The organism is Pseudomonas sp. JS425 (genome assembly GCF_018223845.1).
Classification (GTDB): Bacteria; Pseudomonadota; Gammaproteobacteria; order Pseudomonadales; family Pseudomonadaceae; genus Aquipseudomonas; species Aquipseudomonas asiatica.
Genome location: NZ_CP073661.1, coordinates 4,360,177 through 4,385,395 on the forward strand (window position 1 = coordinate 4,360,177; position 25,219 = coordinate 4,385,395).

The following is a 25,219-nucleotide window of genomic DNA, read 5'->3' on the forward strand; positions in this document are numbered from 1 at the left end:
AATTGCACGCCCGCTGTGGGAGCGGGTTCACCCGCGAACACCGGCAAAGCCGGTGCCATCCATCGTGTCGCGTTCTTCGCGGGTAAACCCGCTCCCACAGGGTTAATTGATATCCCTGCTATCTCTACTTACTCCAAGGCCGACTTCACTGGCTTCTACGCTCAACTGCCAGTGCCACAGCATCCGCCTGCCCCCAGGCAATCTGCATGGCCCGCAACCCGTGCTCCAGCAACTGCCGCGTCTCCTCGTCCTGGATACGCTCCAGCGCCCGCCGGCTGTCGCTATAGGCAAACATCAGATAGTGGGTGACATTCATCAACGCGAACTCCATCGGCACGATGCCTTCGCTGATCGCGCGGGAAAGGGATTTACCTTGGGGAAGCTCGAAAACGTGGGGTGGATCGGGGACCAGTTTTTTCATGACAGCTCCGTGTTGGCTGTGTTGTCCCCTTCCGCTTCCACGCATTAGGGTGGCAACTGTACGCGGGGTGGAAGACCAGGTACACGGTAGACCCGGCAGGTACGAATACCTCCCGCGCACAGCCGCCATAAATGACAACCGTCCCGTGTACTGCCCAGGCTTCCACACCCGATCGCTGAACCGACAGCGACCGCAAAAGCCTAGTGGGCGGTGATTCCCGGGACAATCAGACGGGAGTCGACGGAGTGCGTAGGATATTTCGACACCTCCTACAGAAAAAGCGGGAAATTGCCCTGACCGTTGTAGGAAGCATCCTGAAAGCAGATCGCATTCCTGCTACCGATTGCTCGTCTTGAGGAATGTCGCTCTCACACAGCCGCAACCAAACCCGCACTCAAGAACATCCCCACGCCAAACACAAAATGCGTGGCCAGGCTCTTCAGGCAATTGCGCACAGGCGTCGGCGTCCTCGACGCAAAGAACCCCGCGCCCATCGCCGGCTGCATGAAGCACAAAGGCGCCACGACCGTCACCACACCAACAACCAGCGCGGGCAACAATGTAGGTGCCAGCAACCAGCCCTCCCCCACGATCACGACCAGCAGCATCGCGAACAGCACGCCGATGGCGTAATGAATCCCCCACCCCAACGCCAGCTCATGCCGCACCGGTTCCGCCTTGGCAATCGCCTGGTGCCGCACACGCCCGTGCAGCAAATGCCCCGCCCAACGCCCGACCATGGCGAAGTTCAGCGTGGCAACACCCATCCGCCTAAGCAGCAGCCCCCACAAGTCCATCACCATCGTGGCACCGATACCAATCGGCAAGGCAGCGGAAAACATCGCAGTAAGGGTCATTGAACAAGCCCTCCAAGATTGACGGTCATCACCATGCCGCGCAGCATAGAAGTTGAAGTCAACTTCAAGTCAAGGGCCCGAAATGGACATTGCCGACGTCGCCAAGCGCACAGGCGTACCCGCCTCGACGCTGCGCTACTACGAGAAGAAAGGCCTGCTCAAGTCACTCGCCGGGCCTGGCCAGCGGCGGCAGTTCGCAGCCGATGTTGCAGACCGGCTGGCGCTGATCGCCCTCGGCCAGGCTGCGGGGTTTTCGCTGGATGAAGTGGGGGCGATGCTGGTGGACCTGCAGGTCGACCGGCAGATGCTGATCTCCAAGGCCGACGAACTGGACGCACGAATCAGGCGCTTGCAGGCGATGAGCAAGGGCCTGCGGCATGCGGCGCAGTGCCCTGAGGAAGATCATCTGGAATGCCCGAAATTCCAGCGGCTGATGAAGCTGTCGGCGGCGGGGCATGGAAAGAAACAAGGCAGTTCAACAGTTGTCTTGAAGCGCCCAGATTGAATCATCACCCGACCGCATCGGCACGGTCGCGGCAGGAATGGAAGGCAGATGGCACCTAGCGGCGCCGGGCACATGCCTGCGTCTTGCAGCCCCCGGAAGATTGCTTTCTGGAAGGTGCCGACTCCTTTGCCCGAAGATCGAATACAAGCACCTGCGCATCCGTAGCGTGGCTGAACGTGACCGCCTGGGTTTCCGTCAGCTTCAATCCGTCGCCTTCCACAACACTTTCTCCGTTCACCCGGAGCTTGCCAGCGACAACATGGACATAGGCCTGTCGTCGCCCTGCGAGGGCCAGAGTATGCGACTCACCTTGCGATTTATGACGCGCAGATCGGAGAAACCGTTCTCTTGCGGGTTTCTACAGCTTCCAAACGAGAAGGAATGCCGGGATTTCAGCCACGGCAAACGGGTGGCACCCCGATCACCTGCCTTGCGGATCTCTTTCATGCTCACACCGAAATGCATTGCTTCAAAGAGAGCGCAGCTTAGAGAAGAGTATGATCGAAGAAAAACATCAGAAACTGGTCTAAACCATCGCTTAAACAGATTGAATAGACGCTGGGCTATCCTTGGCACCTGAGACCACACCTGCAACGCCCCTGATTCTGAAGCCCCGCGAGGCGCCTGTTAATCATCAAGATCAATGATAGGTAACATCGATATTCACCTATTTTCTATCAGCTAAATGAAATGGAGAATAGCGGCTGAACTCAAGCCTGGAACTGTCTGATGCGCTTTCTGCCTCTCGCTGCTGCCTCCTTCACTATCACTCTGCTGGCGGGGTGCGCATCCGCGCCTAACCAGCCGACAAAGGAACTGGTGACCGCGAAATCTCCTGAAGCTTTTTCCACCTGCGTCATGCAGAAGCTGCAAGAGAATCAGCAATCACCGAACGTCACCCATACGAGCCAAAGCTATCGCGTGGTTCTGAGCAGCCCTGTTGCGGCGGATAACGTGATCGAGACGTTCAAAGGGGACACGGGCGGGAAAGTCTACATTTATCAGCGGGGGCTCTTTTCAGAAGACCTCGTTCGCCTAGCTTCCCAATGTGCCTGAGGTGAGGGGAGCTCTCACCAAGTTGAAATTGTCGAGTCGGGCAAACGCAGGACGCCAGGACACGCGCATCAGCCAGTTGCAGCAGTCAGGCCAATGCCAACCCTCTGCAATCAGGTTTGTAAGCGTTTGCCGAACCCACCTTCCTGATGCCTACGCATAGGGCGATGGAACCATATATTGAGATGCCATCTGCCGTCGGGCAAACTCCGGTTGCTTCATTGGCCGATAACAGGAGTTTACGGATGCCATTTCCACTGAAGGAACATAATGCTTTGTTGGCCCTAAAGGGCGTAGGGCCGGCCGTCATTGCTCGCCTTGAGCAGATGGGCATTGACTCGCTAGCTGTGCTCAGCAGAGCGAATGCTGGTGACATCCTGGCTCAGGCGTCGGCAGCAGTGGGATCGACTTGCTGGAAGAATAGCCCCCAAGCTCGGGCCGCCATTGACGCAGCCATTGAGCTTGCAAAGGACTCTCAGTTGAGCACACCAAGTGCGTAAAGCTGATCGTTTATTTCAGTTGGTAAATCTGATTCGTGTCCATCAGCCAATCTCTGCTGAACGACTGGCTAGCCGAATTGGCGTTTCCGTTCGCTCAATCTATCGATACATCGACGACCTTTCCTTCAGTGGAATCCCAGTCTATGGTACCGCTGGCGTGGGGTATGCCTTGGATGCCGATTTTGAGATGCCGCCATTAACGTTGAACAGGCTCGAACTGGATGCACTGATGCTCGGGATGGAAATGCTTTCAGCTTCCGCCGATAACGATCTAAGTGCTGCTGCAAGGATGTTGTTGAGCAAAATCTCAGCGTCCATAGTCCATCATCAGGTTGACCCCAGCACGGCAAAAATCAGGGCACTTGGAACCACTCCTTCCTCGACGCGTGGCCATCTGGCAACCCTTCGAAATGCCATCGAAAACGCTCAGGCGCTGACGATAACTTATACCAGCTTGGATGGTGCAGTTTCGCAACGCCTCATTTCCCCCCTTGGCCTTTTCTACTGGGGAGGAAAGTGGACGGTTGGAAGCTGGTGTAGTACCAGGGCAGCTTACCGCGATTTTCGGGTCGATCGCATAGCCTCCATCGCTATTGCTCAACAACCATCACCCGACAATCCTGCCCTTGATCTCCAAGCGTATATGAAGCACCAGGCAAGCCAGTGGAAAGCGATCACCACTACTGACACTACGCTGTCAGTATGAACCACTGATCATTGGGACTCCCTAATACACAGAAGGTCATCCCTATGCAGCACTCATCTCATGTACTCGAATTAGCCATTTTCAAGGTCAAACAGGAATGTGTTGCGCAAGTGCCGGTGCTCCGCGCAGGACTTCGTGAAACATTAAAGACCTTTCCTGGCTTGATTGAATACCGCGCCTACTGCCCTATGAGCGACGAACGAATCTTCGCGGATTTAGCAATGTGGGATAGTCTTGAGAACGCACAAAAAGTGGCAAAGGCGTTCAACGATGGAGATCCGAGATTCTCTGAGTATATGTACGCTATTGAAAACCTGACGTTCATGAGTCACCTCGTTCCAGAGATGAGTTGACCCCGGCGGACTGCCAGAGCAGGCAAGAGACACCGATGCCTTTGCTGTCAGGCATCGGTGTCGTCGCTTCCAGTGTAAGTGTTCTCAGATCACCTATTGCTACCCTGCCACCATGATTGGGTTCTTATGGCTTGAGGCCTGAGTCATCAGTTTTTCGTTGAGACGAGCTAACATGCCGTTTACGGTGCACCACTCAGGTGTACCTAAACGCTGTCACACTTCGAGATTTTCGAGCGAGAAATCCTTGATAATTCAAGGACCTGAAATGGAGGCGGCCCCACCAGCCACACCCCGGCACTCGATGTTCCCGCTATGGCTGCTCCCTTCCGGGCCTGACCAGGTTAACGGGTAATCAATGCGGGGGGACCGATGGGGCCACCACTACAAGGCTCGCTGAACAGCGAGTGGCGCCATTGTACCGGTCTTGGGGGCAGATACAACCTCTGAAGGAGAAAAAGTCATCATTTCTCAATGACTTGTCCAGGTCGGGGTGGCCTGGAGCTGGCAATTCGCGGGTGAACCCGCTCCTACAGGGTTAGCGCTGACAGCAAGACCAGCGCAGGACTTGTGGGAGCGGGCGTGTCGAGGCGTCGAACCGCCGCGAAGCAGGCGCCGCGATGGATGGCACGGGCTTCGCCCGTGTTCGCGGGCATGCCCGCTCCCACAAGGACCGCGCAAGCCACAGGGGATTGCGCAGGGCGTCAGACAGCGATGCCCTGTTCGCCCAGGAAGGTGACGAAGGCATCTTCATCAAGCACCTTCACACCCAACTCACTGGCCTTGGCCAGCTTGGACCCCGCCCCCGGCCCCGCCACCACGCAGTGGGTCTTGCCGGATACCGAACCCGCCACCTTGGCCCCCAGGCTTTCCAGCTTTTCCTTGGCGATGTCGCGGCTCATGCGCTCCAGGGTGCCGGTCAGCACCCAGGTCTGGCCGGCCAGCGGCAAGCCTTCGGCCACTTTCTTCTCGCTGCTCCAGTGCATGCCGAACGCCAGCAACTGTGCCTCGATGTCCCGGGCCAGCTTCTGGTTGGCTTCATCCTTGAAGAACTCGCGCACGGCTTCGGCCTGCTTGGCCGCCAGGGCCTGGCGCAGGTCGATACCATCGGCGGCGATGATCTTGTCCAGGCTGTCTAGCTTGGCCACCAGCTTCTCGGCACCGGTCGGGCCAACCGAGGCGATGTCGAGCTTGGCGATCATGCCGGCCAGGGTGGTGCTGGCGGCGAACTCGGCAGCCAGCTCGCCTTCGTCCTGCAGTTGCATGCCGCTGTCGAGCAACTGCTTGATGACTTTGCGGTTGTGCTCGTCCTCGAAGAAGTTGTGGATCTCGTACGCCACCTCCAGGCCGATGTCCGGCAGGTAGGTGAGCACCTGCGGCAGCGCCTGCTGCACCCGCGCCAGGCTGCCCAGCGAGCGGGCCAGCACCTTGGCGGTCTCCTCGCCTACGTCCGGGATACCCAGGGCGTAGATGAAGCGCGCCAGGCCCGGGCGCTTGCTGGCTTCGATGGCATCCAGCAGCTTCTTGCTGGACACTTCGGCAAAGCCTTCCAGGCCGACGATCTGGTCGAATTCCAGCTTGTACAGGTCGGCCGGCGAACCGATCAGGCCTTCGTCCACCAGTTGCTCGACGCTCTTCTCGCCCAGGCCATCGATGTCCATGGCGCGGCGTGACACGTAGTGGATGATCGCCTGCTTGAGTTGGGCGCCACAGGCCAGGCGACCGACGCAGCGGTACACCGCCCCCTCGCTGGTTGTTTCCTTGCCCTTGCTACGCTTGACCAACTGGGTACGCTCGACCTGCGAGCCGCATACCGGGCACTCACTCGGCACCTGCACCGGGCGCGCATCCTCTGGGCGGCGCTCCAGCACCACCTGCATCACCTGCGGAATCACGTCACCGGCGCGGCGGATGATAACCGTGTCGCCAACGCGCAGGCCCAGGCGGGCGATTTCGTCCATGTTGTGCAGGGTAGCGTTGGACACGGTCACACCGGCCACCTTGACCGGCTTCAGGCGTGCCACGGGCGTTACGGCGCCGGTGCGGCCGACCTGGAACTCGACATCCAGCACCTCGGTCAGCTCTTCCATGGCCGGGAACTTGTGGGCAATCGCCCAGCGGGGCTCACGGGCACGGAAGCCCAGTTCGCGCTGGGCGGCCAGGCTGTTGACCTTGAACACCACGCCGTCGATTTCGTAGGGCAAGCTGTTGCGTCGCTCGCCGATGTCGCGATAGTAGGCCAGGCATTCTTCGATACCGGCGGCATGCTTGAGTTCGCGGCTGATCGGCAACCCCCACGCCTTGAGCTGTTCGAGGATGCCGATGTGGCTGTCGCCGATGCTCGCGGACACCTGGCCGACGCCATAGCAGCAGAATTCCAGCGGGCGGCTGGCGGTGATTTTCGAGTCCAGCTGACGCAGGCTGCCGGCTGCGGCGTTGCGCGGGTTGGCGAAGGTCTTGCCACCGGCTTCGGCCTGGGCGGCGTTGAGCCGGTCGAAACCGGCCTTGCTCATGTAAACCTCGCCGCGCACCTCCAGCACCGCAGGCCATCCCTCGCCTTGCAGCCTGAGCGGGATGTTGCGCACGGTGCGTACGTTGGCACTGATGTCTTCGCCGGTGGTGCCGTCGCCACGGGTGGCGCCCTGTACGAGCAGACCGTCGCGGTACAGCAAGCTCACGGCCAGGCCGTCGAGCTTGGGCTCGCAGCTGTAGTCGACCGCACCGGGCTGGTCGAGGCCGCCTACCACGCGGCGGCCGAACTCACGCAGGTCGGCTTCTTCGAAAGCGTTGCCCAGGCTGAGCATGGGCACTTCGTGGCGGACCTGGCTGAACGCGGCCAGGGCTGCGCCCCCGACGCGCTGGGTGGGCGAGTCGGGGGTTACCAGGTGCGGGTATTCGGCTTCAAGCGCCTTGAGCTCGTTGAACAGGCGGTCGTATTCGGCATCGGGCACGCTTGGCTCATCGAGCACGTAGTAGCGATAGTTGTGCTGGTCGAGCTCGGCACGCAGTTCGTGGATACGGGTTTCGGCGGTCATGGGATTTGTCTTCTCTTGCAAAGCAAAAGAGCAGCCTGGGGGTGGTGCCGGGGGTTTGAGGTATTTATTGCCTGTGCCGACCTCTTCGCGGGTAAACCCGCTCCTACAGGGACACCACAAACCTCAAGGGCTGTGGTGTCCCTGTAGGAGCGGGTTTACCCGCGAAGGGGCCGGAACAGGCGATAACAACACCCGAACCGACCAGCACGCCCTGAGGCTGCTCTTTCGTCTGGATCTGTCAGCGCTTCTGGGTCAGCGCACGGCGCTCGAACTCGACGATGCGCTGGCGATAGTGCTCGATGGTCTGGGCGGTCAGCACGCTGCGCTGGTCGTCCTTGAGCTCACCGTTCAGTTCGTGCGCCAGCTTGCGCGCCGCAGCCACCATCACGTCGAAGGCCTGCTTCGGATGACGCGGGCCCGGCAGGCCGAGGAAGAAGCTCACCGCGCGGGTGCTGAAGTGGTCGATGTCGTCCAGGTCGAACACGCCGGGCTTGACGGCGTTGGCCATGGAGAACAGCACCTCGCCGTGACCGGCCATGCTCTCGTGACGGTGGAAGATGTCCATTTCGCCGAAACGCAGGCCGCTTTCCAGAATGTTCTGCAGCAGCGCCGGGCCCTTGAAGCCACCCTCGTCGCGGGAGATGACGCTGATCACCAGCACTTCCTCGGCCGGCGGCAGCTCCTTGACGCTGCTGCTGGCAGGCGCCGCACCGTTGCTGCGGGTATTTTCCGCGGCAAAGTCATCATCGCTGTCGGCAAACAGGTCGGGCTCGCGTGGCTCGGCGCTGAGGTTCAGGTCGCCCTGCTGTGCATCCGCAGCAGCGGTGGCGCGCTTGCCGCGCTTGGCAGCCTTGGCCGGCTTGGGCTCGCGCTCGCGATCACGCGCAGAAGCACTGAGCGACGGCAGGTCGCTTTCGTCCAGCTCAGGCTCCTTGTGGGTATCCAGCACCCGCGACGGGCCAAGCACTTCGGCATTGCCCTCTTCGTCCGGCAGGTTGGAATAACTGCGATCCAGACGGAATTTCAACTTGCCTTTCCCGCCGCGCATGCGGCGCCAGCCGTCGAAAAGAATCCCGGCAATGACAATGATGCCGATGACGATCAGCCACTCGCGCAGACCGATTTCCATGTAATCCCGTGCCTCTATAAAAATATGCTTGAAAACAAAGGGTTCAAAGCCCTTTAACACGTGGCGCCAACTCTATGTTCTGACAGGCGTTTTACCCACGCAAAAAACGAGTGACATTAAGCTAGCACGACCAAAGACAACTTTACACCGTCTGTCGCACATGGCGGGGGCATTTCGCTACGGAATATGCCCTTATCGTCGAGCATCAGGCATCGACCATGGCCATGGCCTCCTCCACATCGACGGCAACCAGACGTGAACAGCCCGGTTCATGCATGGTCACCCCCATCAATTGATCCGCCATCTCCATGGCAATCTTGTTATGGGTGATGTAGATGAACTGCACGCTTTCACTCATTTCCTTGACCAGGCGGGCGTAGCGCCCGACGTTGGCATCGTCCAGCGGCGCGTCGACTTCGTCGAGCATGCAGAACGGTGCGGGGTTCAACTTGAAGATGGCAAACACCAGCGCCAATGCGGTCAGTGCCTTCTCGCCGCCGGACAGCAGATGGATGGTGCTGTTCTTCTTGCCCGGTGGCCGCGCCATGATCGTTACCCCTGTATCGAGTAGATCTTCGCCCGTCAGTTCCAGACAAGCGCTGCCACCACCGAAAACTTTTGGGAAAAGTGCCTGTAATCCGGCATTTATCTGATCAAAGGTATCCTTGAAGCGGTTGCGGGTTTCCTTGTCGATCTTGCGAATGACGTTTTCCAAGGTCTCCAGGGCTTCGACCAGGTCGGCGTCCTGGGCGTCCAGGTAGCGCTTGCGCTCGGACTGCTGCTCGTACTCTTCGATGGCCGCCAGGTTGATCGCCCCCAGGCGCTGGATACGCGCCTCGAGCTGCTCCAGCTCCTGTTCGGTACCCTGCTCGCTGGCCTCGGCCTCGAGAGTGGCGAGCACACCTTGCAGGTCGTAGCCGTCGGCCAGCAACTGCTCCTGCAAGGTCTTGCGCCGCACATCCAGGCCCTGGCACTCCAGGCGCAGCTGCTCCAGCTGGCCACGCAGCAATTGGGCCTGCTGCTCGGCCTGGGTACGACGCTTTTCGGCGTCACGCAGTTCGCGGTCGGCTTCGTCCATGTGCAGGCGGGCCTGGCGCATTTCCTCGTCGACGCTCATGCGCCGCTCCAGCAGTTCTTCCAGCTTCAGGCGCAGTTCTTGCTGCGGGGCCTCGCCCTCTTCCAGGTTCAGGCTCAGTTGCTCCTGGCGCTCGGTCAGGCGCGCGGCCTGCTGCTCCAGGCGCTCCAGTGCCTGCCGGGTGGAGTCGTGCTGGGCACGCAGCGAGCCCAGGCGGACAGCCAGCTGGTGGGCGTGATCTTTGTGCTGGCGGGCCTCCTGGCGCACGCGATCGAGGCTTTCGCGCAAAGTGTCGCGGCGGGCCATCAACTGCTCGCGCTGCTCGGTGTCCTGGGCCATCAGCTCCAGGGCCTCCTGCAGCAGCAGGCGGGCTTCGCCCAGCTGCTCATGTTCCAGAGCGCGCTGTTCTTCCAGTTCGGCCAGCTCTTCCTGCAGGCGCCGGCGACGCAGCTCGACCTGCTCGGCACGTGCGCGGCCAGCCGACAGGTTGGCCTTCAGCTCGCCATGCAGGCGGCTTTCTTCCTGGGTGCGACGGCGCAGTTGTTCCCGCTGCTCTTCAAGGTCCAGCTGCTGCTCGCGCAGGGCCTGCAGTTGCTGTTCCAACTGCTCCAGCGCCGCTTCCTGCTCCAATTGCTCCTGGCCGAGGCGCTCGATCTCCTGGCCGCGTGCCAGCAGGCCGCCTTCGGCTTCGCCGCCACGGCGCACCCGCAGGAAGTGTCGGCCAACCCAGTAGCCATCGCGGCTGACCAGGCTCTGGCCTTCGCCGAGCGACGCGCGCTGTGCCAGCGCCTGAGCAAGGTCTTCCACGGGTTTGACCTGGCCCAACCAGGGCGACAGGTCGACACGGCCTTCGACCTTTTCCAGCAGGCTGCCGGGCAGCGACGAGCCGGTACCGCTCGCCAGCAGCAAGCGCAACTCGCCCTGCTCCAGGCCGGCAAAATCCAGATTACTGAAGTCGTCCACCAGTACAGCCTGCAGGTCGGCGCCAAGCACGGTTTCTACCGCAAGCTCCCAGCCCGGCTCAACCCGCAACCCTTCAGCCAGCCGCGGCCGTTGCTCCAGGCCTTGGTCCTGCAGCCAGTCCGCAGCACCTGCACCGGGCTCCAGGGCAGCCTGCTGCAAGGCTTCGAGCGAGGCAAGGCGCCCGCCCAGGCGTTGCAGGTCGCCCTGCGCCTGCTGTTGGGCCTGGGTGGCCTGCTGCAGTTGCTCACGCGCGCCTTCCAGGCGCTCGACCACCTGCTCTTCGGACAACTGCAACTCTTCCAGCAACATTTCGCTACTGGCCAGCTGCTCGGCCAGTTCGAGCATGGCCGCATCCTGCGGGTCGCTGCCCAGCAGCTCGCGCTCCTCGCCCAGCTTGCGTTGGCGCTCGGCCTGGCGTTCCAGGCTGGCTTCCAGCTGCTGCAGACGCGCCTGCTGCACTTCGGCCTGGCGGCGCGGCTCGGCAGAACGGCTGTTGAAGCTGTCCCACTGTTCCTGCCAGCCGTGCATGCCCAGCTCGGCCTCTTCAAGGGCAGCGGCGGCTTCTTCGGCAGCGGCCAGGGTCATTTCCTGCTCGGGTTCGAGCATTGCCAGCTCTTCGCCCAAGGTAGCCAGCAGGGTGCGGTCGTGCCCGAGGTGCGACTCGGTTTCCAGGCGCGTGCGCTCGGCTTCCTTGAAGTCATCCTGCAACTGGCGCAGGCGCTGCTGGCCGTGCTGGATGCTCTGCTCGACCCGGGCGATGTCACCGGCCACCGAGTAGAAGCGGCCCTGCACCTGGTTGAAGCGCTCGGACAATTCGTGATGGCCATCGCGCAGGCGCTCGATGCTGGCATCGGCATTGCGCTGCTCGGCCACCAGCGCCTCATGGGACACATCCTGGTCGCCGATCACCGCCTCGCGCTGGCGCACCCGTTCGTCCAGATCACGCCAGCGCAAGGCCGACAGGCGCGCCTTCAACTGGCGTTCCTGGGCTTTGTATTCCCGGTACTTCTCGGCTGCCTGGGCCTGGCGGTGCAGGCGCTCCAGCTGGCGTTCCAGCTCTTCGCGCAGGTCGGTCAGGCGCGCAAGGTTTTCCTGGGTGCGGCGGATGCGGCTCTCGGTTTCCCGGCGGCGTTCCTTGTACTTGGAAATACCGGCGGCTTCCTCGATGAAGTTGCGCAGCTCCTCGGGCTTGGCCTCGATCAGCTTGGAGATCATGCCTTGCTCGATGATCGAGTAGCTGCGCGGCCCCAGGCCGGTGCCAAGGAAGATGTCGGTGATATCGCGCCGGCGGCACTTGGTACCGTTGAGGTAATAGCTGTTCTGCCCGTCGCGGGTGACCTTGCGGCGGATCGAGATCTCGGCGTAGGCGGCGTATTCGCCGACCAGGGTGGTTTCGCTGTTGTCGAACACCAGCTCGATGCTGGCCTGGCTGACCGGCTTGCGGCCACTGGAGCCGTTGAAGATGACATCGGTCATCGACTCGCCGCGCAGGTTCTTCGCCGAACTCTCGCCCATCACCCAGCGCACGGCATCGATGATGTTGGACTTGCCACAGCCGTTGGGGCCGACCACGGCCGCCATGTTGCTGGGGAAGTTGACCGTGGTGGGGTCGACGAACGACTTGAACCCGGCCAGGCGAATGCACTTCAGGCGCATCGGTCAGCCTCGGGCCAACGCCGCCAGCACCAGTTCGCAGCTGCGCTGGCCATAGGCGGTGAGCACCTCGCGAATGCGCGGCAGGTCACGGGCGATCACGGCGTCGAGCAGGCGGGCGAACAGGTCCAGATAGTCGATCATGCTGGCCTGGCGCTGGTCCAGCGACAGGTAGTAGGCACGGCTCATCGCCGGCTGCAGGTTTTCCACGGTTTCCTGCAGGAACGGGTTGTCGGCGAACGGGTAGGCCGCCCGCATGACTGCGAAGCTGTCGGCGACGAAGGCCTTGATGTCCAGCTGGTCATGGGCTCGCTGCAGGCGCTGCTGGATCTCCAGGAACGGGCGCAGGTCGGCATCGGTGCGCCATTTTTGCGCAACCGCGTTACCCAGCAGGATGTAGAACTCGCCCATCAGTGCACACAGGCTGCGCACACTGCGCTCGTCGAGCTCGGTCACATGGGCACCCCGGCGCGGCAGGATCGCCACCAGGTGGCGGCGTTCGAGGATCAGCAGCGCCTCGCGCACCGAGCCGCGGCTGACGTTGAGTGCCTGGGTGACCTTCTGCTCCTGGATACGCTCGCCTGGCGCCAGCTCGCCACGGATGATGCGTTCGGCCAGGTAATCGGCAATCTGCTCGGAGAGGCTGTCCGGGGCCTTGAACGTCATGGTTTTCCTTCAAAATCATTGAACTGGGCACAAGGAGCGGATTGTAGCGTACTTGGCCGCTGATCGCGCAGAGGGGCCTGGCGGTTTATTTGACCTGCAAGGCAACCACACGCCCGGCGCGATCTATGCTTGGAATATGGGCAATGTGTGCGGCCGGGCTTGGACATGAGCAATTTCTTGACCTTTGAGTCAGAAAAATATTGACCAGCTGGACAGCTCTTGCTTAGAGTCCGCCCAACAACAATAAAACCATTGCGAGGCCATCCCCGTGATCCAGTTTCTCGTAAACCAGGAGCTGCGTAGTGAGCATGCCCTGGACCCGAACATGACGGTGCTGCAGTACCTGCGCGAGCACCTGGGCAAACCTGGCACCAAGGAGGGCTGCGCCAGTGGTGACTGCGGTGCCTGCACCGTGGTGGTCGGCGAACTGACCCAGGACGACCAAGGCAACGACAGCATCCGCTACCGTAGCCTCAACTCGTGCCTGACCTTCGTCTCGTCGCTGCACGGCAAGCAACTGATCAGCGTCGAGGGTCTCAAGCACCAGGGCCAGCTGCACAGCGTGCAACAGGCCATGGCCGATTGCCATGGCTCGCAGTGCGGCTTCTGTACACCCGGCTTCGTCATGTCGCTGTTCGCCCTGCAGAAGAACAGCAGCGGCCCCGACCTGCACCAGGCCCAGGAAGCCCTGGCCGGCAACCTGTGCCGCTGCACCGGCTACCGGCCGATCCTCGACGCCGCCGAGCAGAGCTGCCGCCAGCCCTGCCGCGACCAGTTCGATGCCCAGCAGGCACAGACCATCAGCCGCCTCAAGGCCATTGCCCCAACCCAGACCGGCGAACTGAACAGTGGCGACAAGCGCTGCCTGGTACCACTGACCGTGGCCGACCTGGCCGACCTGTACAGCTCGCACCCCGAAGCGCGGCTGCTGGCCGGCGGTACCGACCTGGCACTGGAAGTCACCCAGTTCCACAAGACCTTGCCGGTGATGATCTACGTCGGCCATGTGGCCGAGCTCAAGCGCATCGAGAAAACCGCCAGCCATCTGGAAATTGGCGCCGCCACACCGCTCACCGACTGCTACGGTGCGCTGAACGAGGAATACCCGGACTTCGGTGCCCTGCTGCACCGCTTCGCCTCGCTGCAGATCCGCAACCAGGGCACCCTGGGCGGCAATATCGGCAACGCTTCGCCAATCGGTGACTCGCCACCCCTGCTGATTGCCCTGGATGCGCAGATCGTCCTGCGCCAGGGCGATCGCCAGCGGGTGATGCCACTGGAAGACTACTTCATCGACTACCGCATCACCGCCCGCCAGGACAGCGAGTTCATCGAGAAGATCATCGTGCCGCGCGCCACCAGCGATTGGGCGTTCCGCGCCTATAAAGTGTCCAAGCGCCTGGACGATGACATTTCTGCCGTATGCGGCGCCTTCAACCTGAGCATCGAAGACGGCGTGGTCAGCGGTGTGCGCATCGCCTTCGGCGGCATGGCGGCAGTCCCCAAACGGGCCCGTGCCTGCGAAGCGGCGCTGCGCGGCAAGCCGTGGAACCAGGCTGCCATCGAGCGCGCCTGCCAGGCCCTGGCCGAAGACTTCACCCCGCTCAGCGACTTCCGCGCCAGCAAGGAATACCGCCTGCTGACCGCCCAGAACCTGCTGCGCAAGTACTTCATCGAACAGCAAACGCCGTACATCGAAACCCGGGTGACCGCTTATGTCTAACCATCACGTAGCCAAGAGCCAGGCCGAGATGGCCGAACTGTTCAGCCAGGACCTGACCACCGGGGTCGGCCGCAGCGTCAAGCATGACAGCGCCGACAAGCATGTGTCCGGCGAGGCGGTGTACATCGACGACCGCCTGGAATTCCCCAACCAGCTGCACGTCTATGCGCGCACCGCCGACTGCGCCCACGCGCGCATCCTGCGCATCGACACCACGCCGTGCTATGCCTTCGAGGGCGTGCGCATCGCCATCACCCACGAAGACATCCCTGGCCTAAAGGACATCGGCCCGGTGGTAGCCGGCGACCCGCTGCTGGCCATCGACAAGGTCGAGTTCTTCGGCCAGCCGGTGCTCGCCGTGGCCGCCCGTGACCTCGATACCGCGCGCCGTGCGGCCATGGCCGCCATCGTCGAGTATGAAGACCTGGAGCCGGTGCTGGATGTGGTCGAAGCACTGCGCAAGAAGCACTTCGTGCTCGACAGCCACACCCACCAGCGTGGCGATTCCGTCGCTGCCCTGGCCAGTGCACCGCACCGCATCCAGGGCACCCTGCACATCGGTGGCCAGGAGCACTTCTACCTGGAAACGCAGATTTCCTCGGTGATGCCCACCGAAGACGGCGGCATGATCGTCTACTGCTCCACGCAAAACCCCACCGAAGTGCAGAAACTGGTCGCCGAAGTACTCGACGTGCCAATGAACAAGGTGGTGCTGGACATGCGCCGCATGGGTGGCGGTTTTGGTGGCAAGGAAACCCAGGCCGCCAGCCCGGCGTGCCTGTGCGCAGTGGTGGCGCGCCTGACCGGCCAGCCGACCAAGATGCGCCTGCCACGGGTCGAAGACATGACCATGACCGGCAAACGCCACCCGTTCTACGTCGAGTACGACGTGGGCTTCGACGACGACGGGCGCCTGCACGGCATCAACTTCGACCTGGCCGGCAACTGCGGCTACTCGCCCGACCTGTCCGGTTCGATCGTCGACCGCGCCATGTTCCACTCCGACAATGCCTACTACCTGGGCGATGCCACCGTGCACGGCCACCGCTGCAAGACCAACACAGCCTCCAACACTGCCTATCGCGGCTTTGGCGGCCCGCAGGGGATGGTCGCCATCGAGCAGGTGATGGACCACATCGCTCGCCACCTGGGCCGCGACCCGCTGGCGGTGCGCAAGGCCAACTACTACGGCAAGACCGAGCGCAACGTCACCCACTACTACCAGACCGTCGAGCACAACATGCTCGAAGAGATGACCGCCGAACTGGAAGCCAGCAGTGACTATGCCGAGCGCCGCGAGTCGATACGCCGCTTCAACGCCAACAGCCCGGTCCTGAAGAAGGGCCTGGCACTGACACCGGTCAAGTTCGGTATTTCGTTCACCGCCACCTTCCTCAACCAGGCCGGTGCGCTGATCCATATCTACACCGACGGCAGTATCCACCTGAACCATGGCGGCACCGAGATGGGCCAGGGCCTGAACACCAAGGTGGCACAGGTGGTGGCGCAGATCTTCCAGGTCGATTTCAGCCGTATCCAGATCACCGCCACCAATACTGACAAGGTGCCCAACACCTCACCGACCGCTGCCTCCAGTGGTGCCGACCTGAACGGCAAGGCAGCGCAGAACGCTGCGGAGATCCTCAAGAAACGCCTGACCGAGTTCGCCGCACGGCACTACCAGGTGACCGAGGAAGACGTCGAGTTCCGCAACGGCCATGTGCGCGTGCGCGACCAGATCGTCAGCTTCGAGCAGCTGGTGCAGCAGGCCTATTTTGCCCAAGTGTCGCTGTCCAGCACCGGTTTCTACCGCACGCCAAAGATCTACTACGACCGCAGCCAGGCACGTGGCCGGCCGTTCTACTACTTCGCCTTCGGCGCCGCCTGCGTGGAGGTGGTCGTCGACACCCTGACCGGCGAATACAAGATGCTGCGCGCCGACATCCTGCACGATGTGGGTGATTCGTTGAACCCGGCCATCGACATCGGCCAGGTGGAAGGCGGCTTCATCCAGGGCATGGGCTGGCTGACCACCGAAGAACTGGTGTGGAACGCCAAGGGCAAGCTGATGACCAACGGCCCGGCCAGCTACAAGATCCCGGCAGTGGCGGACATGCCGCTGGATTTGCGGGTAAAGCTGGTGGAAAACCGCAAGAACCCGGAGGACACGGTGTTCCATTCCAAGGCTGTGGGCGAACCACCGTTCATGCTCGGCATCGCCGCCTGGTGCGCGATCAAGGACGCCGTGGCCAGCATCGCCGACTACCGCGTGCAGCCACAGGTGGATGCGCCGGCGACGCCGGAGCGGGTGTTGTGGGGTTGCGAGCAGATGCGCAAGGCAGTGGCTGCAGCGCAACCTGCCGAGCCGGAGCTGGAAACCGTGTCTCACTGACAATGCAGGGCCCTGTGGGAGCGGGTTTACCCGCGAATGCGATAGTGGTTTCACCGCCGCATTCGCGGGTGAACCCGCTCCCACAGGGATCGCGACGCGACTATAGAGAGGTTGCATCATGCACCAATGGATCAACACCCTCGCCGACCATCAGTCCCGTGGCGAAGCCTGCGTGCTGGTTACCATCATCGAGGAGCGCGGCTCGACCCCGCGCAATGCCGGCTCGAAAATGGTCGTCAGCGCCAGCGGCCTGTTCGACACCATCGGCGGCGGCCACTTGGAATACAAGGCCCTGCACATCGCCCGGCAAATGCTCGAAGAGCACCGCACCACCCCGCATCTGGAGCGCTTCAGCCTCGGTGCCAGCCTTGGCCAGTGCTGCGGCGGCGTCACTGTGCTGCTGTTCGAACCCATGGCCGCGGTGCAGGCGCAGATCGCGGTGTTCGGCGCGGGCCATGTCGGCCGGGCTCTGGTACCCTTGCTCGCCGCGCTGCCCTGCCGGGTGCGCTGGATCGATTCGCGCGAGCAGGAATTCCCTGCCCTGATCCCCGACGGGGTGACCAAGGTGGTCAGCGAGGAGCCGGTCGACGAAGTGGCAGACCTGCCGCCAGGCTGCTACTGCATCGTCATGACCCACAACCACCAGCTCGACCTGGAATTGACCGCCGCCATTCTCAAGCGCAACGACTTCACCTGGTTCGGCCTGATCGGCTCGAAGACCAAACGGGTCAAGTTCGAACACCGCCTGCGCGAGCGCGGCTATGACGAGGCCGTGATGTCGCGCATGCGCTGCCCGATGGGCCTGGCCGAGGTCAAGGGCAAGCTGCCCATCGAGATCGCCGTGTCCATCGCCGGTGAAATCATTGCCACCTACAACGCCTGCTTCGGCCAGCACGACGCTGCCGCCAATGCCGGCCCCATTGCCCAGTTGCTGCCGCCCTCCCGGCGCAGCCAAGCCATTTGACGAGTGTGTTATGACCGTTACCCGCAAAGCCTACCGTGCCGCCATCCTGCACAGCATCGCCGACCCGGCCGAGGTGGGCCTGGAGGCTTCCCATGAATACTTCGAGGACGGCCTGCTGGTGGTCGACAATGGCCGCATCAGCGCCGTAGGCCACGCCGCCGAACTGTTGCCGACCCTGGATGCCGATATCCCGGTCGAGCACTACCAGGACGCACTGATCACCCCAGGCTTCATCGACACCCATATCCATTTCCCGCAGACCGGCATGATCGGCTCCTACGGCGAACAGTTGCTGGACTGGCTGAATACCTACACCTTCCCCTGCGAAAAACAGTTCGCCGACAAGGAACACGCCGACCAAGTGGCGAAAATCTTCCTCAAGGAACTGCTGCGCAACGGCACCACCACCGCCCTGGTGTTCGGCAGCGTGCACCCGGAATCGGTCAATGCCCTGTTCGAAGAAGCCGAACGCCTGGACCTGCGCCTGATCGCCGGCAAGGTGATGATGGACCGCAACGCCCCGGATTACCTGACCGACACCGCAGAGTCCGGCTATGCCGAAAGCAAGGCGCTGATCGAGCGCTGGCACGGCAAAGGCCGCCTGCATTATGCAGTCACCCCGCGCTTCGCCCCGACCAGTACGCCTGAACAGCTGGCGCTGGCGGGCCAACTGCTCAAGGAGCACCCGGGCGTGTACATGCACACGCACCTGTCGGAGAACCTCAAGGAAATCGAGTGGGTCAAGTCGCTGTTCCCCGAGCAGAAGGGTTACCTCGACGTCTACGACCACTTCGAGCTGCTGGTCGAACGCTCGGTATTCGCCCATGGCGTGCACCTGTGCGATGACGAATGCCAGCGCCTGGCCGAAACCGGCTCGGCGGTGGCCTTCTGCCCCACCTCCAACCTGTTCCTCGGCAGCGGCCTGTTCAACCTGCCCCAGGCCGAGCGCTTCAAGGTCAATGTGGGCCTGGGCACTGACGTTGGCGCCGGCACCAGCTTCTCGCTGCTCAACACCCTGAACGAAGCGTACAAGGTGATGCAACTGCAGGGCGCACGCCTGCACCCGTACAAGTCACTGTACCTGGCCACGCTCGGCGGCGCCCGCGCGCTGCGCCTGGACGACCGCATCGGCAGCCTACGCCCGGGTAACGATGCCGACTTCGTGGTGCTGGACTACAAGGCCACGCCACTGCTGGACTACCGCATCCAGCAGTCCAACAGCATCGAGGAAACCCTGTTCGTGCTGACCACCCTAGGCGACGACCGCACCGTGCGTGAAACCTACGCCGCTGGGCGTTGCGTGCACCAGCGCTAAGGTTCTTTTGCCAGGCCCCGGTACAGTGCGCCGCCGATCGCAGCACCAATCAGCGGCGCCACCCAGAACAGCCACAGCTGTTGCAGGGCCCAGCCACCGACGAACAAGGCCGGCCCCGTGCTACGCGCGGGGTTGACCGAAGTATTGGTCACCGGGATAGAGATCAGGTGGATCAGGGTCAAAGCCAAACCGATGGCGATCGGCGCAAAACCCGCTGGCGCCCGGGCGTCGGTAGCGCCCATGATCACCACCAGGAACATCGCCGTCATCACCACTTCACTGACAAAGCCCGCCCCGAGCGTGTAGCCGCCAGGCGAGTGGTCGGCGTAGCCGTTCGAAGCCAATCCCGCAGACAGCTCGAAACCTGACTTGCCGCTGGCGATGAGGTAGATCACACCTGCCGCCAGAATGGCGCCGATCACCTGGGCGATCACGTAGGGCAGCAGCTCTTTGGCCGGAAAGCGCCCGCCCACCACCAGCCCGAACGACACGGCGGGGTTGAGGTGACAGCCGGAGATATGGCCGATGGCGAAGGCCATGGTCAGCACGGTCAGGCCGAAGGCGAAGGCGACGCCAAGTACACCGATGCCGATGGGCGAGCTGGCGGCGAGTACCGCACTGCCGCAGCCGCCAAGCACCAGCCAGAAGGTGCCGACCAGCTCGGCCCCCATGCGTTTACCGAGGGACATGCTCATGAGTCCATTCCTCAAGAAGTTGAACGCAACGAATGCGCAAGCCCAACTGCTTGATGAAGGTTTGCTCACAAGAATTTAGCAGACCTTTGATCAATGACCAGAAATGGCCGTGCTTCTTGTGGGAGCGGGTTTACCCGCGAAGAAGGCGACACGGTGAATGGCACCGGCTGCGCCGGTGTTCGCGGGTGAACCCGCTCCCACAACGGCGCACTACGCTCACTTGAGCAAACGATCAACCCTTGACCGATACCTTGGGCTTTTTCAGCAAGTGCGAGAACACCGCATGCAGATCGTCCGAGGCACTCTCCTCGTCCAGGTTCAGCTTGCTGTCGATGTGGTCCATGTGGTGCATCATCAGGCTCACCGCCTGCTCGGCATCGCGTGCCTCGATGGCATCGATCAGCTGCATGTGTTCGTCATACGAGCAATGCGAGCGGTTGCCGCTTTCGTACTGGGCAATGATCAGCGAGGTCTGCGACACCAGGCTGCGCTGGAAGCTGACCAGCGGCGCATTGCCCGCAGCCTCGGCCAGCTTGAGGTGGAATTCGCCGGAAAGACGAATGCCGGCACCACGGTCACCACGCGAGAAGCTGTCGCGCTCCTCCCGCACCATCTGCCGCAGCTCGTTGAGCTGCTCGAGGGTAGCGTGCTGCACGGCCAGTTCGGTAATGGCCCGTTCGACCATGCGCCTGGAGAAGAACACCTGACGGGCTTCTTCCACCGTAGGGCTGGCCACCACTGCGCCGCGGTTCGGCCGCAATAGCACCACGCTTTCATGGGCCAGCCGCGACAACGCGCGGCGAATGATGGTGCGGCTGACGCCGAAGATCTCGCCCAGCGCTTCCTCGCTCAACTTGGTACCCGGTGCCAGACGCTGCTCGAGGATTGCCTCGAAAATATGCGCGTAGACGATGTCGTCCTGGGTACCACTGCGGCCAGCCTTGCCGGTACGCGCAGGTTTCTTCAGAGGTTGCAGCTGTTCGTTCATGGGCTCTCGAGGCACGAAGGAAAGTATGGCGCCATTGTACACAGGCTGAGCCGTTTCTGCAGGTGGCCTTTTACCTATATAGCCGTTGTACGACGTATTGCGCACACAAAAGATAAAACATTATTTGCTTTATTTGTACACAAAAGCATAATCCACCGAGCAACTTCTTGACCCATAAGTCAACAAACCGGTCAGACGTCTGCCTTCCCTCGCGGAGCCGCCAAGTGCATTGCGCAGGCCCATGGTTCCAGAACAACAAGAAAGACTTGAGGAGTACTCGCTGTGGAAAGCCGCAAATCCGAAGCCCCTACGCTGGATCTTGCTCCACCGCTCGAAACGAGCTGGCTGGAGCGGATTTTCAAACTCAAGCAGCACGGCAGCACCGTCAGAACCGAAATGATCGCCGGCGTGACCACCTTCATCACCATGGCCTACATCATCTTCGTCAACCCCAACATCATGGCCGACGCAGGCATCGACCACGGTGCCGCCTTTGTCGCCACCTGCATCGCCGCCGCGCTGGGCTGCCTGTTGATGGGCCTGTACGCCAACTGGCCGGTGGGCCTGGCGCCGGGCATGGGGTTGAATGCCTTCTTTACCTACACCGTGGTTGGCACCATGGGCTACAACTGGGAAACGGCGCTGGGGGCAGTCTTTGTCTCGGGTGTGCTGTTCATGTTCCTGACCTTGTCGAAAGTGCGCGAATGGTTGCTCAACAGCATCCCGGTCAGCCTGCGCCATGCCATGGGGGCCGGCGTCGGATTGTTTCTCGGGCTGATCGGCCTGAAGACCGCCGGCATCATCGTCGACAGCCCGGCCACCCTGATCAAGCTGGGCTCGCTGCATGAGCCGGGGCCACTGCTGGCGGCGGTGTGCTTCCTGTTGATTGCCATCCTCAGCTACAAGCGGGTATTCGGCGCGATCCTGATCAGCATCATCGGCGTCACCCTGGCCGGCTGGGGCCTGGGCCTGGTGAAATTCGGCGGGGTGATGTCGATGCCGCCGAGCCTGGCACCGACCTGGATGGCCATGGATGTGGCTGGCGTATTCAACGTCAGCATGATCAGCGTGGTGCTGGCCTTCCTGTTCGTGCACATGTTCGACACCGCCGGCACGCTAATGGGCGTGGCGCAGCGAGCCAACCTGGTGGCACCGGACGGGCGTATCGAGAACTTGTCGAAGGCGCTGAAGGCTGACAGCGCTTCGAGTGTGTTCGGTGCCGTGGTCGGTGTGCCGCCGGTGACCAGTTATGTGGAAAGTGCTGCCGGTGTGGCCGCTGGTGGCCGTACCGGCCTGACGGCGGTGGTGGTCGGCCTGCTGTTCATTGCCGCCATGTTCTTCGCGCCATTGGCCGGAATGATTCCGGCCTATGCCACCGCGGGCGCACTGATCTACGTGGCAATGCTGATGATGGGCAGCATGGCGCATATCCACTGGGACGAAGCTACCGACAGCATTCCGGCGATCGTCACGGTGATCATGATGCCGCTGACTTTCTCGGTGGCCGACGGTATTGCCCTGGGCTTCATCAGCTATGTGGCATTGAAGGCAGGTACCGGCAAGTACAAGGAAATCTCCGCCAGCCTGTGGGTGCTGTGCGCAATCTTCATTGCCAAGTTCGTGTTCCTCTGAACCCTCCACATCCAAAAAGGGCGCTCCGGCGCCCTTCTCTTTTATTTAGCCGGTGCTGGTTTTTTCGCGAAGATGCCCGTTCGAGGGAGTTCAGCTGGCGTCACGCCTGAAGGAACGGTTTCCCGCACGCTTACAACCTCAAATGCCGCCGGCAAGATCGCTACTACATAAAATACATCCTTTTTATAACCTACACCGGGGACCAGATTAAGATCCTTGCGCACGAGTACCGGCAGGACAACACCATCGTCGTAGGCATTAGCGTATGTTTTGGCGTGTTCAGGGGTTGGCGCGACATAGAAGCCTTGCCCTTGGGCTCGCCTATGAGGCTCTGAATACACTGGCGATAGCCCCTTAGGGAAGGTCTGAAAAAGACTTCCCGAATCTGGTGAAATACGCCGATCCCGCCAGCCGAGTTTTTCCATGAAGCAGATGACCTTCGCCGACGCCGAGTACGCCGGCAAGCGCAAGCAGACCCGTAAGGAATTGTTCCTGATCGAGATGGATCAGGTGGTGCCGTGGAAGGGATTGATTGCCCTGATCGAGCCACACTACCCAAAGGGTGAAGGTGGTCGTCCAGCCTATCCGCTGATGGCCATGTTACGTATCCATCTGATGCAGAACTGGTTCGGCTACAGCGACCCGGCCATGGAAGAAGCGCTCTACGAGACGACCATCCTGCGTCAGTTCGCCGGGCTGAGCCTGGAGCGCATTCCCGACGAAACCACCATCCTCAACTTCCGTCGTTTGCTGGAGAAACATGAGCTGGCAGCCGGCATCCTCGGCGTAATCAATGGCTACCTGGGGGATCGCGGCCTGTCGCTGCGCCAGGGCACTATCGTCGATGCCACACTGATCCACGCACCCAGCTCGACCAAGAACCAGGACGGCAAGCGCGACCCGGAAATGCACCAGAGCAAGAAAGGGAACCAGTATTACTTTGGCATGAAGGCGCACATCGGCGTGGATGATGAGTCGGGGCTGGTACACAGCGTGGTAGGCACGGCAGCCAACGTGGCGGATATCACCCAGGTCGACAAACTGCTGCACGGTAACGAGAACGTCGTCTGCGCCGATGCCGGCTACACCGGCGTCGAAAAGCGCCCCGAACATGCGGGCCGCGAAGTGATCTGGCAGGTCGCAGCACGCCGCAGCACCTACAAGAAGCTCGATAAACGCAGCGCCCTGTACAAAGCCAAGCGCAAGATCGAGAAGGCCAAGGCACAAGTGCGAGCGAAGGTCGAGCACCCGTTTCGAGTGATCAAGCGCCAGTTCGGTTACGTGAAGGTGCGCTTCCGTGGCCTGGCCAAGAACACCGCTCAGCTGGTGACGCTGTTCGCGCTGTCGAACCTATGGATGGCGCGCCGACATTTGCTGACTACCGCAGGACAGGTGCACCTGTAATGCGGAAAATGGCTGCTGCGAGGTGCTCGCGGCGGCCAAAAACGGAGAACTGAGCGGGTTACCTGGTCGATTTTGATCGACGGCCCGCTTTCAAAAGCAGCAAGGGCTGAAGTCGACCGGAAATACAGGGTTACTTCAGACCTTCCTTAGCCAATGAAGGAATATTTTTTCGGCTCGTCCCGTGCCAGCCAACCAGTTTTGTAAATCCCCCCTTGTTAGCAACTGCAGCCAGAACCTCTACTCGCTTGGGCGGCTTTGCAACCCCCATCAGCATTTTCCAAAGGCTATGACCGCTTGGATCCTGGTAATTCACTGGGTCCCCCTGGCAGTAGGCATACGCGTTCAAGCCACCTTGATCGAACGGACTCAAGCTGTCCGGGCTGTTGAACCGCATCAAAGAGGGATTGAATGCTCGATAACCATTACCCAAGTGGTAATGCTCGGTGACTGGGTCCAGTTGTTCACCGTTGAAGCCGAGTACACCCTGATCAGGCAGATGGTAGCCATAGGGCGCATACGCATTTTTTGTGTCCATCAGGCCGGCTCCTCAACTTGGTAGCTGATCATCCCAGATGAACCAAAAAGAGAGTACTGGCAGAAATGTGAGTGATTTGAACTGATATAAAAAACGCAGACGAAAAAAAGCCCGCCAGTGTGAGAGCGGGCCAAAGGACCTACGAAGATTCTTCTAGCGACCAACTAGCTTCCACGATAGGTCGAATAGCTGTACGGCGAGATCAGCAGCGGCACGTGGTAGTGCTCCTGCTGCTCGTCGATGCCAAAGCGCAGCACGACAACATCCAGAAACGCCTGGGCCGGCAGCTGTACACCGCGAGCGCGGTAGTAGTCACCAGCGCTGAACTGCAGCTGGTAGACGCCGGTACGGTAGTCGTCACCCTGCAGCAGCGGCGCATCGACGCGGCCATCGCTGTTGGTCAGGGCGGTGTTCACCAGCTCCAACTGCTGGCCTTCGACACGGTACAGCTCGACCTTGATCGAGCTGCCCGGGCAGCCATGCGCGGCATCCAGTACGTGTGTGGTCAAACGTCCCATTGCTTGTCGCCTCTTGTTCAATCTGTGGGCAAAAAATACTCAGCCGTCGCACCAGCATAGCGCCTGCGGCAGGCGGGAATGACGTCATTAAGACATTCCGAGCCAAGATTGTACACAATTTTTTCAACCCATCTGTCGCC

21 protein-coding genes, 1 other RNA gene and 2 pseudogenes are annotated in these 25,219 nt (G+C 61.5%); 11 read left to right on the forward strand and 13 right to left on the reverse strand.

From position 1 onward, the window contains the following. Positions 1-145: 145 nt before the first annotated feature. On the reverse strand, positions 146-421 hold the full coding sequence (locus tag KDB76_RS20190; RefSeq protein ID WP_013973508.1) for a hypothetical protein: 276 nt from the start codon (positions 419-421) through the stop codon (positions 146-148). A 368-nt stretch (positions 422-789) separates the two neighbouring features. Next, positions 790-1,278 carry a DUF2938 domain-containing protein gene (locus tag KDB76_RS20195; RefSeq protein WP_024087435.1) on the reverse strand — a complete coding sequence of 163 codons (489 nt, stop codon included), beginning with the start codon at positions 1,276-1,278 and terminating at the stop codon, positions 790-792. An 82-nt stretch (positions 1,279-1,360) separates the two neighbouring features. Here KDB76_RS20195 and KDB76_RS20200 point away from each other — a divergent pair, with 82 nt between their 5' ends. After that, on the forward strand, positions 1,361-1,783 hold the full coding sequence (locus KDB76_RS20200; protein ID WP_013973510.1) for a helix-turn-helix domain-containing protein: 423 nt from the start codon (positions 1,361-1,363) through the stop codon (positions 1,781-1,783). Between the two features lie 55 nt (positions 1,784-1,838). On the opposite strand, the pseudogene KDB76_RS20205 reads toward KDB76_RS20200, so the two are convergent. Then, a pseudogene (locus KDB76_RS20205) lies at positions 1,839-2,230 on the reverse strand (hypothetical protein). A gap of 282 nt (positions 2,231-2,512) precedes the next feature. Between KDB76_RS20205 and KDB76_RS20210 the strand changes: the two are divergent. The 4 genes from KDB76_RS20210 (at position 2,513) to KDB76_RS20220 (ending at position 4,395) form a co-directional block, all read left to right on the forward strand. Next, on the forward strand, positions 2,513-2,839 hold the full coding sequence (locus KDB76_RS20210; protein WP_013973511.1) for a hypothetical protein: 327 nt from the start codon (positions 2,513-2,515) through the stop codon (positions 2,837-2,839). Between the two features lie 242 nt (positions 2,840-3,081). Continuing rightward, entirely contained in the window at positions 3,082-3,336 is a 255-nt protein-coding gene (locus KDB76_RS29930; protein ID WP_023661286.1) for a Pathogenicity locus, read from the forward strand. Then, positions 3,329-4,042 carry a YafY family protein gene (locus tag KDB76_RS20215; RefSeq protein WP_024087436.1) on the forward strand — a complete coding sequence of 238 codons (714 nt, stop codon included), beginning with the start codon at positions 3,329-3,331 and terminating at the stop codon, positions 4,040-4,042. The genes KDB76_RS29930 and KDB76_RS20215 overlap by 8 nt, the downstream gene beginning before the upstream one ends. A 44-nt stretch (positions 4,043-4,086) precedes the next feature. After that, on the forward strand, positions 4,087-4,395 hold the full coding sequence (locus KDB76_RS20220; protein ID WP_023661288.1) for a hypothetical protein: 309 nt from the start codon (positions 4,087-4,089) through the stop codon (positions 4,393-4,395). Positions 4,396-4,670: 275 nt separating this feature from the next. Here KDB76_RS20220 and ffs read toward each other — a convergent pair. The 5 genes from ffs to KDB76_RS20245 form a co-directional block, all read right to left on the reverse strand. Continuing rightward, positions 4,671-4,767, reverse strand: an RNA gene (gene ffs, locus KDB76_RS20225) — signal recognition particle sRNA small type. A 329-nt stretch (positions 4,768-5,096) separates the two neighbouring features. Continuing rightward, positions 5,097-7,427 (reverse strand): NAD-dependent DNA ligase LigA, encoded by a 2,331-nt coding sequence (gene ligA, locus KDB76_RS20230; protein WP_038410023.1) that lies wholly within the window; start codon positions 7,425-7,427, stop codon positions 5,097-5,099. A 238-nt stretch (positions 7,428-7,665) separates the two neighbouring features. Then, positions 7,666-8,556 (reverse strand): cell division protein ZipA, encoded by an 891-nt coding sequence (gene zipA / locus KDB76_RS20235; protein ID WP_015271153.1) that lies wholly within the window; start codon positions 8,554-8,556, stop codon positions 7,666-7,668. Positions 8,557-8,761: 205 nt separating this feature from the next. After that, positions 8,762-12,250, reverse strand: a complete 3,489-nt coding sequence (gene smc / locus KDB76_RS20240; RefSeq protein ID WP_038410024.1) for a chromosome segregation protein SMC — start codon at positions 12,248-12,250, stop codon at positions 8,762-8,764. Between the two features lie 3 nt (positions 12,251-12,253). Then, entirely contained in the window at positions 12,254-12,913 is a 660-nt protein-coding gene (locus KDB76_RS20245; protein ID WP_013973522.1) for a GntR family transcriptional regulator, read from the reverse strand. A 268-nt stretch (positions 12,914-13,181) separates the two neighbouring features. Between KDB76_RS20245 and xdhA the strand changes: the two genes are divergently transcribed. From xdhA to guaD, 4 genes are all read left to right on the forward strand, one after another. Then, positions 13,182-14,636 carry a xanthine dehydrogenase small subunit gene (gene xdhA, locus KDB76_RS20250; RefSeq protein ID WP_013973523.1) on the forward strand — a complete coding sequence of 485 codons (1,455 nt, stop codon included), beginning with the start codon at positions 13,182-13,184 and terminating at the stop codon, positions 14,634-14,636. Next, a complete protein-coding gene (gene xdhB, locus KDB76_RS20255) occupies positions 14,629-17,028 on the forward strand; it encodes a xanthine dehydrogenase molybdopterin binding subunit (RefSeq protein WP_038410025.1) in 2,400 nt (799 codons plus the stop codon). The genes xdhA and xdhB overlap by 8 nt, the downstream gene beginning before the upstream one ends. A 118-nt stretch (positions 17,029-17,146) precedes the next feature. Then, on the forward strand, positions 17,147-17,992 hold the full coding sequence (gene xdhC, locus KDB76_RS20260) for a xanthine dehydrogenase accessory protein XdhC (RefSeq protein ID WP_038410026.1): 846 nt from the start codon (positions 17,147-17,149) through the stop codon (positions 17,990-17,992). A gap of 10 nt (positions 17,993-18,002) precedes the next feature. After that, positions 18,003-19,307, forward strand: coding sequence for a guanine deaminase (guaD, locus tag KDB76_RS20265; protein ID WP_038410027.1), 1,305 nt, complete (start codon positions 18,003-18,005; stop codon positions 19,305-19,307). Here the strand turns inward: guaD and aqpZ are convergent. Beyond that, positions 19,304-20,002, reverse strand: coding sequence for an aquaporin Z (gene aqpZ, locus KDB76_RS20270; RefSeq protein ID WP_013973527.1), 699 nt, complete (start codon positions 20,000-20,002; stop codon positions 19,304-19,306). The two genes, guaD and aqpZ, sit on opposite strands and share 4 nt — an antisense overlap. A 232-nt stretch (positions 20,003-20,234) precedes the next feature. Beyond that, positions 20,235-20,990 (reverse strand): GntR family transcriptional regulator, encoded by a 756-nt coding sequence (locus KDB76_RS20275; RefSeq protein WP_003259493.1) that lies wholly within the window; start codon positions 20,988-20,990, stop codon positions 20,235-20,237. Positions 20,991-21,302: 312 nt separating this feature from the next. Here KDB76_RS20275 and KDB76_RS20280 point away from each other — a divergent pair, with 312 nt between their 5' ends. Further along, positions 21,303-22,622, forward strand: coding sequence for an NCS2 family permease (locus KDB76_RS20280; RefSeq protein WP_153671158.1), 1,320 nt, complete (start codon positions 21,303-21,305; stop codon positions 22,620-22,622). A 41-nt stretch (positions 22,623-22,663) separates the two neighbouring features. Here KDB76_RS20280 and KDB76_RS20285 read toward each other — a convergent pair whose 3' ends face one another. Beyond that, positions 22,664-23,047 carry a hypothetical protein gene (locus tag KDB76_RS20285; protein WP_200873961.1) on the reverse strand — a complete coding sequence of 128 codons (384 nt, stop codon included), beginning with the start codon at positions 23,045-23,047 and terminating at the stop codon, positions 22,664-22,666. On the opposite strand from KDB76_RS20285, the gene KDB76_RS20290 reads away from it, so the two are divergent. After that, entirely contained in the window at positions 23,046-24,026 is a 981-nt protein-coding gene (locus KDB76_RS20290) for an IS5-like element ISPa16 family transposase (RefSeq protein WP_038410028.1), read from the forward strand. The two genes, KDB76_RS20285 and KDB76_RS20290, sit on opposite strands and share 2 nt — an antisense overlap. A gap of 283 nt (positions 24,027-24,309) precedes the next feature. Here the strand turns inward: KDB76_RS20290 and KDB76_RS29935 are convergent. Next, positions 24,310-24,546: pseudogene (locus KDB76_RS29935) on the reverse strand (RHS repeat-associated core domain-containing protein); the annotation flags it as partial. Between the two features lie 179 nt (positions 24,547-24,725). Continuing rightward, positions 24,726-25,079: a hydroxyisourate hydrolase gene (uraH, locus tag KDB76_RS20300; protein WP_003259496.1), complete on the reverse strand. Its 354-nt coding sequence runs from the start codon at positions 25,077-25,079 to the stop codon at positions 24,726-24,728. Positions 25,080-25,219: the final 140 nt, after the last annotated feature.

What these genes read in the sequence shown, in the direction of transcription:
- guaD (WP_038410027.1), top strand. Translation starts at nt 18,003, where the DNA reads ATGACCGTTACCCGCAAAGCCTACCGTGCCGCCATCCTGCACAGCATC.
- KDB76_RS20275 (WP_003259493.1), bottom strand. Translation starts at nt 20,990, where the DNA reads ATGAACGAACAGCTGCAACCTCTGAAGAAACCTGCGCGTACCGGCAAG.
- smc (WP_038410024.1), bottom strand. Translation starts at nt 12,250, where the DNA reads ATGCGCCTGAAGTGCATTCGCCTGGCCGGGTTCAAGTCGTTCGTCGAC.
- KDB76_RS20245 (WP_013973522.1), bottom strand. Translation starts at nt 12,913, where the DNA reads ATGACGTTCAAGGCCCCGGACAGCCTCTCCGAGCAGATTGCCGATTAC.
- KDB76_RS29930 (WP_023661286.1), top strand. Translation starts at nt 3,082, where the DNA reads ATGCCATTTCCACTGAAGGAACATAATGCTTTGTTGGCCCTAAAGGGC.
- uraH (WP_003259496.1), bottom strand. Translation starts at nt 25,079, where the DNA reads ATGGGACGTTTGACCACACACGTACTGGATGCCGCGCATGGCTGCCCG.
- aqpZ (WP_013973527.1), bottom strand. Translation starts at nt 20,002, where the DNA reads ATGAGCATGTCCCTCGGTAAACGCATGGGGGCCGAGCTGGTCGGCACC.
- KDB76_RS20210 (WP_013973511.1), top strand. Translation starts at nt 2,513, where the DNA reads ATGCGCTTTCTGCCTCTCGCTGCTGCCTCCTTCACTATCACTCTGCTG.
- zipA (WP_015271153.1), bottom strand. Translation starts at nt 8,556, where the DNA reads ATGGAAATCGGTCTGCGCGAGTGGCTGATCGTCATCGGCATCATTGTC.
- KDB76_RS20285 (WP_200873961.1), bottom strand. Translation starts at nt 23,047, where the DNA reads ATGGAAAAACTCGGCTGGCGGGATCGGCGTATTTCACCAGATTCGGGA.
- xdhC (WP_038410026.1), top strand. Translation starts at nt 17,147, where the DNA reads ATGCACCAATGGATCAACACCCTCGCCGACCATCAGTCCCGTGGCGAA.
- KDB76_RS20200 (WP_013973510.1), top strand. Translation starts at nt 1,361, where the DNA reads ATGGACATTGCCGACGTCGCCAAGCGCACAGGCGTACCCGCCTCGACG.
- ligA (WP_038410023.1), bottom strand. Translation starts at nt 7,427, where the DNA reads ATGACCGCCGAAACCCGTATCCACGAACTGCGTGCCGAGCTCGACCAG.
- KDB76_RS20220 (WP_023661288.1), top strand. Translation starts at nt 4,087, where the DNA reads ATGCAGCACTCATCTCATGTACTCGAATTAGCCATTTTCAAGGTCAAA.
- KDB76_RS20195 (WP_024087435.1), bottom strand. Translation starts at nt 1,278, where the DNA reads ATGACCCTTACTGCGATGTTTTCCGCTGCCTTGCCGATTGGTATCGGT.
- KDB76_RS20290 (WP_038410028.1), top strand. Translation starts at nt 23,046, where the DNA reads ATGAAGCAGATGACCTTCGCCGACGCCGAGTACGCCGGCAAGCGCAAG.
- xdhB (WP_038410025.1), top strand. Translation starts at nt 14,629, where the DNA reads ATGTCTAACCATCACGTAGCCAAGAGCCAGGCCGAGATGGCCGAACTG.
- KDB76_RS20190 (WP_013973508.1), bottom strand. Translation starts at nt 421, where the DNA reads ATGAAAAAACTGGTCCCCGATCCACCCCACGTTTTCGAGCTTCCCCAA.